The 16,907-nt window shown below is 68.6% G+C and carries 9 protein-coding genes and 1 pseudogene; all 10 read left to right on the top strand.

What is annotated here, in order from left to right; translation table 11 throughout:
• Window positions 1-2 precede the first annotated feature (2 nt).
• The gene (locus EBH09_RS04650) at window positions 3-2,333 is read left to right on the top strand and encodes a hypothetical protein (RefSeq protein ID WP_238697219.1); all 2,331 of its coding nucleotides are present in this window, start codon (window positions 3-5) and stop codon (window positions 2,331-2,333) included.
• An 87-nt stretch (window positions 2,334-2,420) separates the two neighbouring features.
• A complete protein-coding gene (locus tag EBH09_RS04645) occupies window positions 2,421-4,208 on the top strand; it encodes a hypothetical protein (RefSeq protein WP_121745698.1) in 1,788 nt (595 codons plus the stop codon).
• Window positions 4,162-8,409 (top strand): hypothetical protein, encoded by a 4,248-nt coding sequence (locus tag EBH09_RS04640; protein WP_121745697.1) that lies wholly within the window; start codon window positions 4,162-4,164, stop codon window positions 8,407-8,409. The genes EBH09_RS04645 and EBH09_RS04640 overlap by 47 nt, the downstream gene beginning before the upstream one ends.
• An 804-nt stretch (window positions 8,410-9,213) precedes the next feature.
• A pseudogene (locus EBH09_RS04635) lies at window positions 9,214-9,651 on the top strand (nucleotidyltransferase family protein); the annotation flags it as partial.
• 761 nt (window positions 9,652-10,412) lie between these two features.
• Complete coding sequence (locus EBH09_RS04620; RefSeq protein WP_121745695.1) at window positions 10,413-11,165, top strand: alpha/beta fold hydrolase; 753 nt, start codon at window positions 10,413-10,415, stop codon at window positions 11,163-11,165.
• 205 nt (window positions 11,166-11,370) lie between these two features.
• Window positions 11,371-11,910, top strand: coding sequence for a nucleoside 2-deoxyribosyltransferase (locus EBH09_RS04615; protein WP_121745694.1), 540 nt, complete (start codon window positions 11,371-11,373; stop codon window positions 11,908-11,910).
• 82 nt (window positions 11,911-11,992) lie between these two features.
• Window positions 11,993-12,886, top strand: coding sequence for a dihydroorotate dehydrogenase (locus tag EBH09_RS04610; RefSeq protein ID WP_121745693.1), 894 nt, complete (start codon window positions 11,993-11,995; stop codon window positions 12,884-12,886).
• Window positions 12,883-13,713: a creatininase family protein gene (locus EBH09_RS04605; RefSeq protein ID WP_121745692.1), complete on the top strand. Its 831-nt coding sequence runs from the start codon at window positions 12,883-12,885 to the stop codon at window positions 13,711-13,713. Before EBH09_RS04610 ends, EBH09_RS04605 begins: the two co-directional genes overlap by 4 nt.
• Before the next feature lie 109 nt (window positions 13,714-13,822).
• On the top strand, window positions 13,823-16,291 hold the full coding sequence (locus EBH09_RS04600) for a penicillin acylase family protein (protein ID WP_121745691.1): 2,469 nt from the start codon (window positions 13,823-13,825) through the stop codon (window positions 16,289-16,291).
• 185 nt (window positions 16,292-16,476) lie between these two features.
• Window positions 16,477-16,905 (top strand): VOC family protein, encoded by a 429-nt coding sequence (locus EBH09_RS04595; protein WP_238697183.1) that lies wholly within the window; start codon window positions 16,477-16,479, stop codon window positions 16,903-16,905.
• The last annotated feature ends 2 nt before the right edge of the window (window positions 16,906-16,907 follow it).

Here is a 16,907-nt window from a genome sequence, read left to right as displayed (position 1 = left end):
CGATGATCAGCACTGGACCGGACATCTGGCGGCCGTTCGACGGCGAGCCTGTGCTCACTCCCGCCATGACCGGCGGACACCGCAGCACACCTGCCGAGGAACTGGAACGGTTGGGTCGCTACCTGGAGGCGGTCGTGGCCGACCGCGTGTGTCCGGTGCACACCGCGGTCGCCTTCAACGCGGCCTATTTCGGCTACGAACTCGGTGGTGAAGGCCACGGCAACGGTCCCTTTGACCTGGACGCGTTCCCCTCCCTGACGCTGGGCGACGAAGTACCGGCCCTGCCCGTCGGGGCACTCGTGCGCATCGAAACCGGATCCGACCCGCTGTACGCGGAGATCGTCTACAAGGAGGGCCGCTACCCCGGCGTCGAAGAGGGTGCCGACGTACCCGCGTGGGTGTCCGGGGCACCGGCCGGTGTCCGAGGACCGAGCGAGCTGTCGGAGGCACCGCACCCAGTGCGCCGGGAGCTGCTGGTCCCTGATCTCACGGCCTTCGGCCCCGCGCTGCAGCTCAGCGAGGCGAAGTTGCAGCGGTTCCGGGCCCGCCAGAAGTGGCTCAACAAGGACGGCCACGTCGTCGTCGACGCCCGCTACGGCTCGGCGCCGCAGGCCGGGCTCGACGACTGCACCGCCTTTGTGCAGCACCTGCTGACCCACCAGCGCGAAGCACTGCTGAGCCCCCTCGTTCCCGTGTCCGTCGCCCACCTGGTCGGGGACGGCACGGAGGAGCGGCTGAAGAACGCCCTCAGAGGGCTGCTGGACACCGTCGATCACGCCTTGCGCAGCAGCGACAGCCTGCGCAGCTGGGGCCACTACGCACTGCCCCGTACCCGCATCGGCGCCGCCCTGGGTCACAACGGGCCGCTGGGCGGCGACGACCTGAGAGCCCTCGCCGGCTCCCTGGAACGCAGTGCGGCTCCTGCCACCCGCCGACGGCATGGCCTGAGCGGTTCCCGCACCGTGTACACGGCGATCGGCCCTTGGCTGCGCGGCGTCGACGGTGCCGAACCACTGCTGAGCGGAGTGGAATACGCGGTCTCGGTGTGCCGCGCCAACCTGGCGGTCGCGGACTTCGTCCGGGGAGACACGAACAACGGCATACGCGCCGGGAGCAACGTACGGATCACCCTCGACGACGACTTCCAGAACGGTGGCATCTGGCGGTCCCACCACCCGGGCTCGGAGGAGGCGGACGACAGTGATCCGCTGCGCCCAGCGGGACGCGGCTGGCATGACACGGTGCATCCACCCGCGCCGCCCCGGCCTGTCGCGGTGCCGCGCGCACAGAGCGTCCCCCGAGAGGAAGAGCCGGAGGACGAACAGTACGTCGATGCCGAACCCGCGGACACACCGCTCGTGGACGGTGACCGGATCGGTCCGCCGAACTACCTGAGGATCAACGACAGCGAGGTCTGCTGGCAGACCCCACTGCGTCTCGCCCACCTCATGGAGGACCGACTGCCGTTGAGCCCCAGGGCCCGGGATGGGTTGGCATATCTCGGCACGGATACCGTCTCCGTACGCGTACGCCTGGAACTCAGTCATCCCGGCGGCGAGCTCGACGCGTCCGAGGAGGTCCAGGAGGTGCTCCTGGACCTCACCGAAGAGACCGGCATGCTCCGGAACGTCCAGTGGCCCATCGATTTCTTCCCCGGGCTGTGCCTGTACATCCAGTGGCCGCGCGGCGGTACCGTCTTACGGGTCCACACCGTAGAACTGGAACACCCCGTCGACATCGACGGGCAGCTCGTCGCGCACCGCTACGACCCGGGAGTGCTCACCCGGGAAGGGGCGCCGGGTAGTGACAGGGCCGGTGACTCGTCCGCCGGCCTCGACACCCGGCGTCTCATCCTGCGTACCGTACGACGCTTCGGCCGCCTCATGCCCGACGGACATGCCCTCCTCGACCGGGCCGCTCTCCCTCGAGGCGTCTACGACACAACTCCCGCCCCCCAGCAAGTCACCGCACTGGAGCAGGCCGTTGACGAGCTCCTCGCCGAACACCGCCTGTACCCGGCCATCGGCAGCCGCGGTGCGGACGGCGAGCCCCACCACCCTGCCCGCGACGGTGAGCCGCCCATCGCCCTGATCGGTTACGTGCCGAACCCCGTGGTGGTGCCACGACCGGGCTCGGGTGCCGGCGCGCCGCCGCAGGTCCACGGCGTGGCGCACTTCGTCCACGGCTTTCTGCGGAGGCTGCCCGCGGGCTCGAATCCGACCGATGCGCAGCGCGCTGCCTACCGCGAGCACTGCCGCCACGTCGGGAAGGCGGACGGCTGGGAACTGCCACCCGGCTACACCTTCGTCACGGAACACTCTCGCCGGCGCTGACCCGCCCTGGCCGGACCGGCCCGACATGCGCGCGCCGCACGCCACACCCCCCGCATCCACATCACAGGAACAAGAGATCGGGACTGAATGACCGCCAGCTACGCCGTGGTCGCCAAACCACCGTCCTCCCCGCACGGCACACCGGTTGGACTGCTCAAGGAACTCGCCGTAACGCTCGACGGGCTCGGCCAGGTCCTGGACGCTGCCCTCGACGACCTCACGGTCGGCGAGACGGAACTCGCGCTGAACTCCCTCGGGCCCAAGGACCGTCAGGCCATCATGAGGGGTCTCGGCTTCCGCAAGGTCGAGCCGCGGCGATTCGGGCGCGTGCTCAGCGAGCAGGTGCTCAAGCGGTTGCAACGGGTGGAGCCGACCCATCACAGACATGCCGTGTCCCACCTCACCGCCCGGATCATGAACGACATCGATCACGAGGTCGCTGAGCACGGGGCCGCCGACACGAGCCCCGGTCTCCTGGACCGCTGGGGCGCGTGCCTGCTCCGCCTGGCGCTCTTCTCCCACCTCCAGGCTTCGGCACACGACGCCCGACTGCTCGTATGGGCCGCGGAACACGACTGGTTCGGCATGGAGGCGGACGAGGCGGCACTGGCCGCGGTACTCAAGGCCGCTCAGCAGGTAATCGACGCGACTCCCCGGTTCGACCACCTCACCGCGCTGGACGAGGACGCGGCGGCTCAGGAACCACAGCCGACCGCTGCAGTCCCGGCTCCCCGGTTGCCCGATCACATCTCGGCTCGGGAACTGGCCCAGTCCTCAGCACAGCAGGGGGAGCAGCCCCCTGGTGAGGGATGCTCCCTAGACGATCTCGCCTCGGCCGAGGAGGGGCTCAAGCACGTCGTCGAGGAGGCACGAGGCGCCGCCGACCGCGTGCGCGCCGCCCTGCTGGACGGGTGCCCGCCCACCGAAACAGATTTGGTGCGGCTCGCCACCGTCGCCCCGGCGTTCTCCCACGTGCGGGGCGTGCTCTCCGCACTCGGCGTCACCGGCGTCTCCGATCGCCTCACCGATGTCCTGAGGTCGATCGACGAGGTTCGTGCCCGCGTCGAACGGAAGGAGAGGAACGCCGAGGCCCGTCACGTGGTGGAGACGGTGACGGTCCTAGGCTGCCCTCCGGGCAGTGCGGTGGCCGCGGTGATCGCGGACGCCAGGCAGAGCGCGGAGGCACTGCTCGCGAAGCAGGAGTGGGACGAACAGGACGACGCGTGCGCACACATTCTCACGCTGCTGGTGCGCCTCGCTGGCATGAAGGATCGGTCCGACGCACAGCAGGAGATCATCGAGCTCCAACAGCAGTTGTCCGTCGCACATCCGCCGTACGCTGTGGCCGCCGTCCTGTACCAGCAGATCACGTTGACCGAGCACAGGCCCCCCCACCCCGACACGGCCGCCGCCCCGCAGGGCGAGGAATCCGTCGAAGTTCCCGAGGCGCCGGAACGGGCGCTATCCCCGGAGGTGGCCACCGCCGCGCAGGCTGACACGGGCGTACCTGAAGCGCAGGACCACAGCACCGCCGATTCCGTCCCGGCCGAGCGACCTCCCCGGTCCACCGGCACCGCCGAGCAGCAACCCGCGCCGGAACGGGGGGGTCTTCGCCGCCCCCGCAGCGACCGCGGCCGTCGACACCACCACGGAAGCAGCCGACGGCACGGGAACGAAGGGCATCGAACCCGTCCTCGCCCGGCTCATCGCCGAGAAGCGCTTCGGGCTCGCCGCCCACCTGTCGCAGGCCGTCGACCGTCCGGACACCGAGTCCGCAGTCCTGCGCCTGGCCGCCGCGGCGACACTGCTGCACTCCAGGACCGGCCGAGTGGCTCAGGTCATCGAGGAGGCGCTGCACGAGTGGGAGACCCGTAAGGAGAGTGACAGCGACGCGCTGTCCCTGCTCCTGCTGCCCACGCTGGTTCGCGCAGCCCTCGTGACGGGTGCGCCCGTGGTCGGTGCGCAGCTGAGGGCGCTCAGTCCCCAGCTGCCCGATGCCCTGCACGAGGTGGCCACCATGGTGGCAGAACGCGCACTGCAGGGTGCATTGCTCATCGCGCCGCCCCATGCCGTTGTCGCCGATGTCTCTCATACCGAGGGCGAACTGCGCGCGGCCGTGGACGCCTGCCAGGCCCTGCTCACTGTGCCTCGGTTGCGTTTCCAACGTGCCAGCGCCATGGTGCAGCGCTGGTTGGCGCCGACTGGTCTGCTCGGCAGCGTGCTGACCGCCATCGTGGCAGGGGCCCCCGACGCCGGGCACCTAGCCGACGAGCTGCTGGAGAACCTCACTCGCCGGGCCCAGGTCGAGGCGGCGATTGACGCGATGGACGCTGAGCTGCGCGGGCCGGGCGGCCGTGGCATCCAGGGGTCTGGCCGCAACAACGTCCGTCACTGCCTCGAGCGCGTCCGGGACGCCGTACGGCAGTGGCGTGCGGTCAAGCGTGACCTGGAAGCAGGACGTGCCGAGGAGAACTTGTGGGCGTTCCAGTCCGTCGCATCCCTGCGCCTCTCCCTCCTCGGCCTGCGCGAACGGGTCGCCGACGACCTCGCCGCGGCCGAACGCAGCTCCGTCGTCCTAGCGAAAGCCACCGCCTACGTGGCGCGGGACCTGTTCGCGGAGGTCTTCGATGCGCTGGACGCGAACAGTCGACCGGTCGAGACGGGATCTGAACCGGACGTTCAGACGGTTCTGGACGCCGAGCTCCACAAGGCCGAGTCGGCCGTGCCGGGAGAGAAGCCGACCGTGGACGGCTTGCTGAAGGCAGTAGACCGTACCTGGGACGACGCGATCGAACGGCATCTCGCCCGTGACGAATTCGGCGTGATTCGCACCATCACGGACCTCGCGGATTTCGACGTCCTTCCTGCAACCCACACTTTGTCGCTCTCGGAGGAGCGTCGCGCACACCTCAGCGCGATCGAGAAGGAGCGCCGCGCCGCGCTCGCCGAGAAACACCGGCAACTGGCCGCCCGGCTTCGCCGATCCCAGGCGGACGAGGCACTCACCGTCGAACAGGACGTCAGCCTCCAGGAGCTGCTCGCGGACGCCCGAGCACACCTGGAACACGACCGGCCGGGCGAGCTGGCCGTGGTCCGCCGCAACCTCGACCGAGTCGAGGGTCTGTTGCCCCGCTATCGCGAGGAAGCCGCCGACCGGCTGCGCGCCCGCCTGGCCGCGCTGACGGACGTGAGCGGGGAGAACCGCGAACGAGTCCTGCGCAATCTGGACACCGACAGCCTGGCCACCGCGGCCGAACTCGTCTACTTCCTCGAACTGGGCGAACCAGTACCGGAGATCAGGTCCGAGGACTCGCACCTGGAGGCGTTCTTCCCCGCCGTGCCGGACTCGTTGCCGGGCGGCATCGACGCTGAGCTGATCGCGGCCGTCCGCGCCCGTGGCCGGTACGGCGACCGCGCCGTGCTGGACTATGCAGGACTCTCGGAGGAAGAGGCCGAACGGGCCGCCGCGGCCGTGAAGTTGTGGAGCACGCTCGCCGCGACGAAGGACCGTATCAATATCAATCCGCGCGAGAGCCTCAATCCGGCTCTGGCGCTCCTCGGATACGAGGCCCGGCGCGCACGGCCCCTGGACGATCTGCCGCGCGGCAAGGACTACCGGTTCTTCGAACTCGCGCCCGTGCACGTCACTGGCCGTGCCTGGGCGCCCGCCTTCGGATCGCAGATCAAGGACCGCGGCGGCAAGCTCCGCGCCCTGCTGATCTGGGGCCGGCCCGCGGCCAAACTGCTCATCACCCGCGCTCTGCAGGACCCCGACGAGAGCAGTCTGCTCGTCGTCCACTTTGGGACGCTGGACAGCAGAACCCGTAATGAGCTGGCTGCCGCCTCCCAGGACACCAAGCCGATCATGGTGGTGGACGACGCCGCGCTGGCCTACCTCATCGCGCACGGCAACCGGCGGGTGGACGCCACGACCGAGACGCTGCTTCCGTTCTCCGCGGTGAACCCATATATCAAGGAGAAGCGGGGCCAAATCGGCCGGGAGATGTTCTACGGACGGGACCGCGAACGCAAGAGCATCCACGACCCGGCGGGGACCCAGATCCTCTACGGCGGCCGGGGTCTCGGCAAGTCGGCCCTGCTCGCCGACGCGGGGGACCGCTTCGAGGAACAGCGGCCGGGGGCCTACCGCAAGCTCTACCTCAACCTGGACAAGATCGGCATCGGCCGGGGCACCGCACTCGGTGCCGAGGCCATCTGGCCCACGCTCGACCAGGAGCTGATCAGGCAGGGCGTTCTGGAGGAGCCCCGACGCCGGGGCCCACAACAGGAATCTTGGCAGCGGGTCACCGACGGGATCGCCCGGTGGCTCGCTCAGGATCCCGACCGGCGGCTGCTCATCCTCCTCGACGAGTGCGACCGCTTCTTCGAGGCAGACGTCCCCGAGTGCACGGAGACCCGCCGGCTGCGCGGTCTGGGTGAGGACTCGCGCGGCCGGGCCAAGGTCGTGTTCGCCGGTCTGCACTCGGTGCAGCGCTTCACCCGGCTCGCCAGGAACGGCCCGTTCAGCCACCTGGCGCAGACCCCGACGGTCGTGGGACCGCTCGCCCCACAGTTCGCCGCCGACCTGATCGTGAACCCGATGCGTGCGCTCGGCTTCGAGTTCGCCGACGTCGACCTCGTCAACCGCGTGCTCGGTTTCTGCTCGTACCAGCCCTTCCTGCTGCAAATCTTCGGCAGCCGGATGGTGCAGGTCATGCAGGACAAGCGGGCGCGCGCACCACTCGCGCCGCCTCCATACACGATCGAGGATTCCGATGTCGACGCGGTAGAACAGGACACCTCGCTGCGTTCGGACATCACTGCGGCTTTCAAGGACACCCTCGCCCTAGACGACCGCTACCACGTCATCGCCAATGTGCTTGCCCAGCACGCCCGGGACAATGGTCTGGAAACCCGCCTCAGTGACAGGGAGTTGCGGGAGGAATGTGCCGGTTGGTGGCCCCGGGGCTTCGAGCACCTGGACAGCGAGGGTTTCCGTGCCTATCTGCAGGAGATGGTCGGCCTCGGTGTCCTGGCGCCGAACAACGACGGTCAGGGCTGGCATCTGCGAGGGCCCAACGCGCTGCGCATGATCGGTACCGCCCAGGAGATCGAGGCGCGGTTGCTGCGGGCGGAGACGGAGTCCCGGCTGGAGGAGACCGTTGTCCTGGAGAGCCGTCCGGACCTCTACGACGGCAGGTCCGCCCCGCTCACCGTCAACCAGATCGACTACCTGCTGGGCGAATACGTGAATCAAGTCCGCGTCGTTCTCGGTACACAGGCGACCGGCGTTGCCGATGTGGAACGGACCCTGCGTGAGGTGACGGGCAGGGTGGCGGGCTGGTCCGTGCCTGCCATCGGAAGCGCCAAGACGTTCCGCAAGGAGCTCGCCGCCGGCCGCGCGGGCGAGCGGCGACTGCTTATCAGCGATCTCTCGCTGGGCAGCGAGAAGTCCTGCCGGGAGTCCTTCGACCTTGCCAGGGCAGTGCTGCCCGAGGCCGCCGAGGCGACCCGCTCCGTGGTCCTCGTGTCGGGTGTGGAACAGCTCGGCTTCTGGTCCGGCCTCCTCACCGGTCCCGACGCCGACCACGACACCATCGTGGTGCTGCGCCGGCATGACCTGCGCAGTCTGAAGGACTGGACGCAGCGCCACAGCCTGTGCGAGACGGAGGAACGGCTGACGCGCCTGGCGGAGGCGACTGGTGGCTGGCCGTACCTGCTGGACAAGACACTGCAGCTGCGTGATCGCCGACCGGACCAGGACCGGGTACTGGCGGACCTGACGTCGTGGCTGGGGCAGAGCAGCGGCGCCGAACAGTTCGTCGACGCCGTGGGGCTGCTGGGGAACGACACCCTCAAGGCCGCCTACGACGGGGTCGTCGAGCAGCTCGGTACCGATTGGCATGACGACGCCTACCTCGTCACCGCGGCCGAGATGGCCGGTCTCTCGTCCGGGGAGGCACGCGGGGCCGTCGTCTGCCTGGAAGCCCTCCAGGTGTTCGACCGGGACGGGACGCGCCTGCGCGTGGAGCCGGTTCTCTATACGGCGCTGGGCGTACTTGAGGCCAAGGTCTGACCAACCGGGTGGGGCCGGGGTTGCGCCTGGCCCCACCGAGACTCGACCAGCACACCCGCGTCCTGTCGGTGGCCACAATCGGAGTACCGACGGGGCGATCGACTGTTGACCTTTTCCAGCTCGCTGCCGAGCTTGCTTTGCTATGGGAGACCCTTGGTGCTGATAGTGATGACCGGGGAGAGGGTAAGCATTCGGTCGGCCCCGTCGTGGCAACGGAACGAGACGGCTCACTGGTCGCGAGAGCGTCGGTGGCTTTGCGGTCGTGAACTGGAGATTCCGGAAATCTACTGGGACGACGCGAAGGCCGTGCGCCTGACGCCGGCTGTGTGAGCTCCTCGCGAATCTTCCGGGCTGCAGTGCGTGCTCCCGGGCAGCGAGTCATCCTGTGATCCGCGTGCACCTGATAAGGCGTCAGGTAGGTCAGCATCTGGTCAGCATCAGTTCCCGAACATCCTGAAAGACTGTCCGAACAGGCACCCGGTCGGTGGGCGTCACAGCAGCCTGGTTGGCGCGGAAGCCCAGGCAGGGAGCCCTATCCCAACGAGAAGCGATGTTCCTCACAATCGTCGACTTCGACACGTGCCCGTGTAAAGTGAAGACCGCCCTTGACCTGCACAAAGCAGGCAGGGAGCCGTCTTCCAGGAGTCCAACATGCTGCGCACCATGTTCAAGTCCAAGATCTAGCGTTTGGGTGTTTACGCAGGTCAGAGGTATGATCACGTCGCTCAGGTCAGCAAATGGTCAGCATTGGGCGCGGAGGTGTCCTGGCTTGCTGACCAGGTGACCGCCGCGGCGGAGGCCTGGGCAGGATGCCTGTTCCAGTGTGGAACGTGGTCACGGGCAGGCCACCGACCAGCGGTATCAGAGACTATGACGTCTTCTACTTCGACGGCGGCGATCTGTCCTGGGAGGCGGAGGCCGCGGTGATCAAGGCCGGTTGGGAGGTCACTGCGGGCCTGCCGGCAGAGGTTGAGATTCGGAACGAAGCGCGCGTTCACCTCTGACAGTTTCGCCGGGACGACGTGCTGTCTGGGAGTACGTGTGGAGACGGGCGGCCGGTGGCGTGTGTATGCGCCGCATGGACTTTCGGACGTGTTCAACCTTGTCGTCCGGCCGAACCCGGTACTCGCCCCGCGGTCGGTCTATGAGGCCAAGGCCGTGCGGTGGCAGGAAGAATGGCTCGAGCTGACCGTGCTCGACTGGCCGTCCACCTGCATCACGACGATCTTGGCCGACGACTGATCTCGGCTGCGTAAGCGGCCCGGTCTCCGGCGGCGGCTCGCTGTCATTGACGGCGAAGGTGATGTCGATGCCGAGGATGCGGGCGAGGACCGCGGCGGGCAGCTCGGTGGCGAGCTGGAACAGCACGGTTGAGCGGGTCTCGGCGAGGCGGATGCCGAGTTTCTGGAGCCGTTCGCCCATGGCCCAGGCACTGATTGGGACGGCCGGGCGGCTACGAACCCAGAACTCCACGCCTCGCTTGACGAAAGACATAGAGGCACCCCGCCGGCGGTTAGCGCGATGGATTTTGTCGAGCGATATGCCGATGCCGACCGCCGCCGGAGTTTCCGCAGTGGCCCCATGCTTCCGAAGTCACCGTCATGCCATCCTGATCTTGAAGTCGGGCTCGCGCCCCAGGCGGCTCGAAGGGAGTCGGTTCGGCGCTCAGAGTGCCGAAGAGGGCGGTGGCCAGAACTTCTCACATTGTGCGATCGACGGCCCCCGCGAGTGCACGCCCAGCACTTCACCCCACCCGAGGCTGTTACGGCGCCCGGCTCGGCGCCGGTGCCTGCACCCATTACGGCACGGCTCTCCGCGCCGGTTGGCCACACCCACTGGGCCGAGCCTTCCTGACAGCCAACCCCGACCCGGGCATCTGGCAGTCGCTTCCCGTGGGGTGCCCCTCGACGGGCGGCGTGCGGGCACCGTACGGTCAGCGGTGATCACTCCGGGCCGGCCGGGCGGGCAACCCCGGCCGCTGGGAAGAAGGGCGGAGAACACCGATGGAGGGCAAGGACCCGTGGATCAGGCCACTGCACGGTGCCGGGCCGCCTTACGCGCGCGTACTCTTCTTTCCGCACGCCGGTGGCGCCGCCTCGTTCTACGCGCCGTTCGCGTGGCGGTTCCCCGAGGGGTACCATGTCGCGGCTGTTCAGTACCCGGGACGGCAGGAGCGCTTCGGCGAACCGTTCGTGGCGACCATCGAAGGGCTCGCCGACCGGCTGGTGCCGTCCCTGCGGCGATGGGCGGTGGAGCCCGTGCCGCTGGTCCTCGTCGGTCACAGCATGGGGGCGTCCGTCGCCTTCGAGTCAGTACTCCGGCTCGGGCGCGACCGGTTGACGGCGCACTGCCGTCTCGTCGTTTCTGGCCGGCCCGCCCCGTCGGCACCGAGCGAGACCCCCGCCTTCGACTCCGACCAGGAGATCCTCGACGACCTTGCCGGTCTCGGCGGCACCGCCCCGGAGATCGTCCGCAACCCGGAGCTCATGGACCTGTTCCTGCCCGTCATACGCAACGACTACCGGGCCGTCGCCCGGTACCGGCCGGTCCCCGATGCAGTGGTGGACACGCCCGTCCTCTGCCTGACCGGGGACCGGGACCCGCGGGTCTCGCCGGAGGTGGCCGCAGCCTGGAAGAGTCACACCACGGCCGGTTTCCGGCTGAGAATCCTTCCCGGGGGACACTTCTTCCTGACGGACCATCCGGACATCGTCGTGCGGCTCGTCGTCGAGTGCGCCAACGCCGACGGACGATGACGGAAGACGCGAAGAATGGCGCCGGTTCTACAACCGCACATGCGCAGAGGGCAAGCGTCACGTCAAGGCCGGGACAGTCGATGTCGTAAGACTGTCGCTTCATCAACGACCAGTGTGTCGGGAGATGCCGTGGGGGGTATTCAGCGGACCGGCGGCGCGGATGTCCTCGGCTCGTCTCGCACCTTTTACGAAGGAGGACACAGTCATGGACCCCAGCCCGTCCGTGGACGAATCGTCCACGCACAAGACCGGTCTCCTGGCGGGACTCGATGTCTTCGTGGGTGGGCCGATCCAGCACGCCATCCTGGAGAGTGGCTTCGTCGGCCACGTGCAGGACGCGATCACCGCAGCGATTCACACGGCCACGGAGAACGGCGCGAACGTCTTCTCAGCCCACGTCGCCGAGAAGTTCGGAGCCGAGACGGCGTTCTTCACACCGGAGCAGGTGGCCGTCCGCGACTTCCACTGGATGAAGAAGTGCGACGTCTTCGTGGCCATTCTGCCGGTCCTGGAGGACCAGACCTTGCGGCGCACGGACGGCACCCACGTTGAACTCGGTTGGGCCACGGCCCTTGAGCGCCCCGTCGTACTCGTCACCAGGCAGCCCTTCGTCGAGTCAGCGGGCCACCTTCTCAAGGGCCTGCACCGCGTCGGACTCGTCCGGGCCGTCGACTTCGACGAGTTCACCGAGAAGCCGAGCCTGCTCGTCGACGCCGTGCTCGCCGCCACCGAGCACCCGGCGTGAGGAGGTCGGCGCCAGGCATGATCGCCCCGGCACTCGTCCCACAACACAGAACATCCGCGCAACCGCTGGACGGAGTCAACCAATGCTCGATGTGCGCATCCTGGGCCTGCCGCTGGCCAACCCCGTGATCGTCGGATCCGGGCTGCTGACGGACCAGGAACGCAACATCCGCCGGCTTCTGGGAAAGGGAGCCGGAGCCGTCGTCACCAAGACCATCCACCCGAGACCCCCTCAAGGCCTCGACGAGCGGATCCTACGCCTGCCGGTCGGGATGCTGAATAGCACGACGTACTCCAAGCGGTCGGTCAACCACTGGCTGAAGACGCTGCGTTCGTTCGCCGACGACCGTCTGCCCGTCATTGCTTCCCTGCACGCCGACACGCCGGGCGAACTGGCCCTGCTGGCCAAGGACGTCGAGGCGACCGGCTGCCGGGCCCTGGAACTCGGCATCTCGTGCCTCAACGAGGAGGACGGCCTGGAGGACGACACCCCTGACCGGGTCTACGCCTACACCTCCGAAGTCCGCAGCCGGACGGCGCTGCCCATGTCCGTCAAGCTCGCCGTCGGCGAGGGACTGCGGGACCGGGTGCGCGCCGCCATCGCCGGAGGGGCCGACGCCATCACCCTCAGCGACACCATCGCTGGCGCAGCCGTGTCCCCCACGACCGGCCGGCTGGAGTTGAACGGCGTCTTCGGTTACTCGGGACCGGGTCTCAAGCCGCTGGTCCTCGCCGCCATCTGGCAGTTGCGGAAGAGCGGCATCGACCTGCCGGTCATGGGCTGTGGCGGGGTGAGCAGCGGCCGCGACGTGGCCGACTACCTCAACGTGGGCGCGAGTGTCGCACAGGTCTACACAGCTCTGCACACCGATATGTACCGGACGCTCGAACGCATCCTGGCGGAAACCCTGGACCTGGTCGGTCCGCAAGCCGTCGCCCCGCGTTCCGCCGAAGCGCCCCAGGAGGCGGCGATATGACCCACCGTGATGCAAACCCATCGCGTCTCACCGACCTGACCAGTGACCAGGTGGCCGACGCGGTGCGTGGGCGGACCGTCGTATGGCCCATCGGGGCGATCGAGCAGCACGGCCCGCATCTGCCGCTTTCCGTCGACCTGATCCTGGCAGAGGCCTTCGCCACCGAGATCGCGAGGGAACTCGACGCGTTCACCCTGCCGGCGCAGGCGATCGGTGCCCGGTCCCTGCCACAGAGCGGCGGCGGGCTGTTCTTCCCCGGTACGGTGTACGTGGCCGGCGACACGCTCGTGCGCTTCCTGCGGGACACGCTCTCCGCGCTGACGGCCCTCCCCATGGCTCGCCTCGTCGTGGTCAACGGGCACTACGAGAACGAGCCGTTCCTGTTCGAGGCACTGGACCAGGTGCGCGAGCAGGGCCTGCTGGACGGCATGGAGGTCTTCGCGTTCAGTTGGTGGAGCCTGGTCCGGGACACCTGGACCGACGCGGAGATTCCCCGGTTCCCCGGCTGGCACGCCGAGCACGCGGGAGTCACCGAGACGAGCCTCATGCTCCACCTGCGTCCCGATCTCGTCACCGACGAGCGTCCCGACCACGACAGCCCGCCCCGGGCGGGTGTCTACCTGCACCCCGTCGACGTCGGACAGACCACCCACCGAGGTGTCCTGTCCTCGACCTCGGGATCGAGCTCCGGCCTCGGGGAGAAGCTGCTGCGCCACGTCGTCGACGAGGCGACGGCCATGGTGCGCGACGGCACGGGGCTGCTTCCGGACCGGACCCGTCCGGCCCGCGGCCTTTCCGGCCGCTCGCGTGATCGCAAAGACCTGTAGCGTGCCCTTGGTTGACCGACCATCAACAACGGCTCCCGTGCGGGGCTGATACAGCAAGGGGGAATCGTTGGGCACCTTGTCCACAAGACTGCGGCGGACCGTGCCGACCATGGTGATCGTCGTCTCGACTCTGCTCTCCACCGGAGCCGCGTCCGCCGACGCGACCGCGGCGAACGCGCGGAGCGCAGGGGCCGACGACGTGGCGACGGTCCAGCACGACGGATACCGCGCGGTCATACGCCGGACGCAGCACGGTGTGCCACATGTGCTCGCGGCCGACATCAAGAGCGCAGGATTCGGTCAGGGCTGGGCCTACGCGGCGGACCGGGGCTGTGACCTGGCGGATCAGGTCGTCAAGCTCCGCAGCGAGCGTTCCCGTTGGTTCGGGCCCGGCCCGGACAACGCGCATCTGGCGTCCGACTTCGGCTACCGCGCCCTGGGAATCAGGACCAAGGCCAAGCGCGAGCTGACGAAACTCTCTCCCGACGTGCGCGCCATGGTCAGCGGTTACGCGGCGGGATTCAACGCCTATCTGGAACGCACCGGCAAGCTGCCCGGATGGTGCGCCGGCGCTCCCTGGGTGGGGAAGATCGACGAGGTCGACGTACTGTCCCGGGAAAGGGACGTGGCGATCACCATGGGAAGCGCGACCCTGCTGGGCGCGATCACCCTGGCCCAGCCGCCCACCCGACAGGAGAGGGCGAAGGGCACGGCCACAGGTGTCGACGCGGAGCCCGGCCGCAAGCTGGTCGCCGAGCAGGCGCGAACGGTGCTGCGTGGGGATCGGAACACCGCGGCGCTCGGCAGCAACGGCTGGGCGGTGGGGGAGGAGCGGACCGCCGACCGCAGTGGATTGCTGGTCGCCAACCCGCACTTTCCCTGGGAGGGGGAGAACCGCTTCTGGGAATCGCAACTGACCGTTCCCGGACGGCTTCAGGTCTACGGAGTGAGTCTCGGCGGCCTGCCCGGTGTGCAGATCGGCTTCAACCGTGACGTGGCGTGGACCCACACGGTGTCGAGCGGCTGGCACACGACGGTGTACACGGTGAAGCTGACGGAGTCGGACCCCACGCGCTACCTCGTCGACGGCACGCCGGAAGGCATGACCTCGCGCACGTACTCCGTACGGGTCAAGGGAACGGACGGCAGCCTGCAGACCGTACGGCGGACTCTGTGGCAGACCCGGTACGGGCCGGTGATCGACCTGTCCCCGGTGGATCCCTCCTACGGCTGGTCCCGCACGCAGGCCGTCACGTTCCAGGACGCCAACATCGGCAACGACGGCATCCTGGAGCAGTACGCGGACATGGCGAAGGCCCGTTCCGTCGGCGAGCTCAAGGCCGCGCACCGCCGGCACCAGGCCGTTCCCTGGATGAACACCATCGCGGCGGACAAGAGCGGCGCGACGTGGTACGCGGACACCTCCGCCACGCCGAACCTGTCGGCCGACGGCATCGCCGCATGGCTGTCCCACCCCTTCGGCGTGCTGGACGGCAGCGACTCACGCAATGCCTGGCAGAAGGAACCGGGGGCGCGGCAGCCGGGGCTCGTACCGTTCGTCCGGCAACCGCAACTGGGCCGCCGGGACTACGTGTTCAACGCCAACGACAGTTACTGGCTGGCCAACCCGGAGCGGCCGTTGACCGGCTTCTCGCCGCTCTTCGGCTTCGAAGGGGTGCCGCAGAGCGCACGCACCCGGCAGAACGCGCTCATGCTGCGCGAGAGCGGTCCGGCCTCCGTCTCCGGCGAAGACGGCCGCATCAGCCTGGCGGAAGCGGAGAAGGGGCTGATGTCGCCCCGGGCGCTCACGTCGGACCACCTGCTCGCACCGGTCGTGCGGGCCTGCCGTGCCCAGGCCGGCACACCCGTCGTCGTGGACGGCAGGTCTGTCGACGTCACGAAGCCCTGTGACGTGCTGGCCGATTGGGACGGCCGCTTCACCGTCGACAGCCGTGGGGCCGTGTTGTGGCGGGAGACCCTCGCCGCCGTCGAACGAGCCCACCCCGGGTCCGTGACGAGCGCGGGCGCCCTGTTCGGCGAAGCGTTCGATCCGGCCCGGCCCGTGGACACGCCTGCCGGTCCCGCCGCGGACGCCGCTCCGGTCCTGGAGGGTCTGGCCAAGGCGGTGCTGACCCTGGAAGCGGCCGGACTGCCCGCGGACGTACCGCTGGGCCGGGTCCAGTACGCGGTCAAGGACGGGAACAGGCTGCCCGTACCCGGCACGGCGGGATTCATCGGCGCCACCAATGTCGTCGAGTACCTGGCCCGGCCGGGCAGCTCCCTGGAGCCGGCCACTCCGGGCGGTACGCCCCTGCCGTACGGAGACCTGACGGACCAGGGGTACCCCGTGAACACCGGGTCCAGCTTCATGCTGGTGGTGAACTTCACCCGAAACGGTCCGGTGGCCAAGGGGCTTCTGACCATGGGGCAGTCCCTCGACCCCCGCTCCCCGCACTTCACCGATCAGACCAGGGCGTTCGCCCGGCTGGAACTGGGCAGGCGGCCCTTCACGGAGAAGGAGATCCTTGCGGACCGGCATCTGGTCACGGAGGTCGTGACGGGGCGCGTAGCACGCTGACCGGGTGATCCCTTCCCGACATATCACAGCCGGGGTGGCCGCCCGCCGGGGTGGCCGCCCACGTGCCCTGGTCCCAGCGGAATTCTTTTCGCCAGGTGCCTCGGTAATCCTGAGCGGTTCTTCTTCCTTGTATTTCCCGGAAGTTCTTTCCCGGGGATGCCGGGTTATTCGTGTGCTAACATCCGGTGGACTCTTCCGACCGCCGGGAAAGGTTGGTCATGGCCGTATTGGTTTCGGGCGTTCCCGTTCTCACCGCCCTCGACGTCCCCGCCACGCAGAAGTTCTGGATCGAAGTCCTCGGCTTTACCGAGGAATTCCTCACCGAGGATTTCGGCTGCGTCAGCCGCGACGGCGTCGAGTTGTTCATCTGCTCCGTCGAGGATCAGGTGGTTCCCGACAACACCCAGGCGTGGTTGCGGGTCCGCGACATCGACTCCCTGCACGCCGAGTGGTCGGCGCGTGTCTCCTTGGACTACGCCGACGCCAGTCACCCTGCCATGACCGCCATCAAGGAGGTGCCCTGGGGGCGGGAGTTCGGGCTGCGTGACCCCGCGGGCAACCTGGTGCATTTCAGTGAGCTGAGCGAGGCCAAACCGGCCCGGACGGTTCGTTGAGC

Origin of the sequence: Streptomyces sp. E2N166 (assembly GCF_003671715.1) — a bacterium.
Lineage (GTDB): Bacteria > Actinomycetota > Actinomycetes > Streptomycetales > Streptomycetaceae > Streptomyces > Streptomyces thinghirensis.
The sequence above is the reverse complement of the archived record's forward strand: the minus strand, read 5'-3'. Positions and strand labels throughout refer to the sequence as shown.

Excerpts from the sequence above, each read along its gene's own strand:
- EBH09_RS04645 (WP_121745698.1), top strand. The coding sequence starts at position 2,421 with ATGACCGCCAGCTACGCCGTGGTCGCCAAACCACCGTCCTCCCCGCAC.
- EBH09_RS04600 (WP_121745691.1), top strand. The coding sequence starts at position 13,823 with ATGGTGATCGTCGTCTCGACTCTGCTCTCCACCGGAGCCGCGTCCGCC.
- EBH09_RS04650 (WP_238697219.1), top strand. The coding sequence starts at position 3 with ATGATCAGCACTGGACCGGACATCTGGCGGCCGTTCGACGGCGAGCCT.
- EBH09_RS04620 (WP_121745695.1), top strand. The coding sequence starts at position 10,413 with ATGGAGGGCAAGGACCCGTGGATCAGGCCACTGCACGGTGCCGGGCCG.
- EBH09_RS04605 (WP_121745692.1), top strand. The coding sequence starts at position 12,883 with ATGACCCACCGTGATGCAAACCCATCGCGTCTCACCGACCTGACCAGT.
- EBH09_RS04615 (WP_121745694.1), top strand. The coding sequence starts at position 11,371 with ATGGACCCCAGCCCGTCCGTGGACGAATCGTCCACGCACAAGACCGGT.
- EBH09_RS04610 (WP_121745693.1), top strand. The coding sequence starts at position 11,993 with ATGCTCGATGTGCGCATCCTGGGCCTGCCGCTGGCCAACCCCGTGATC.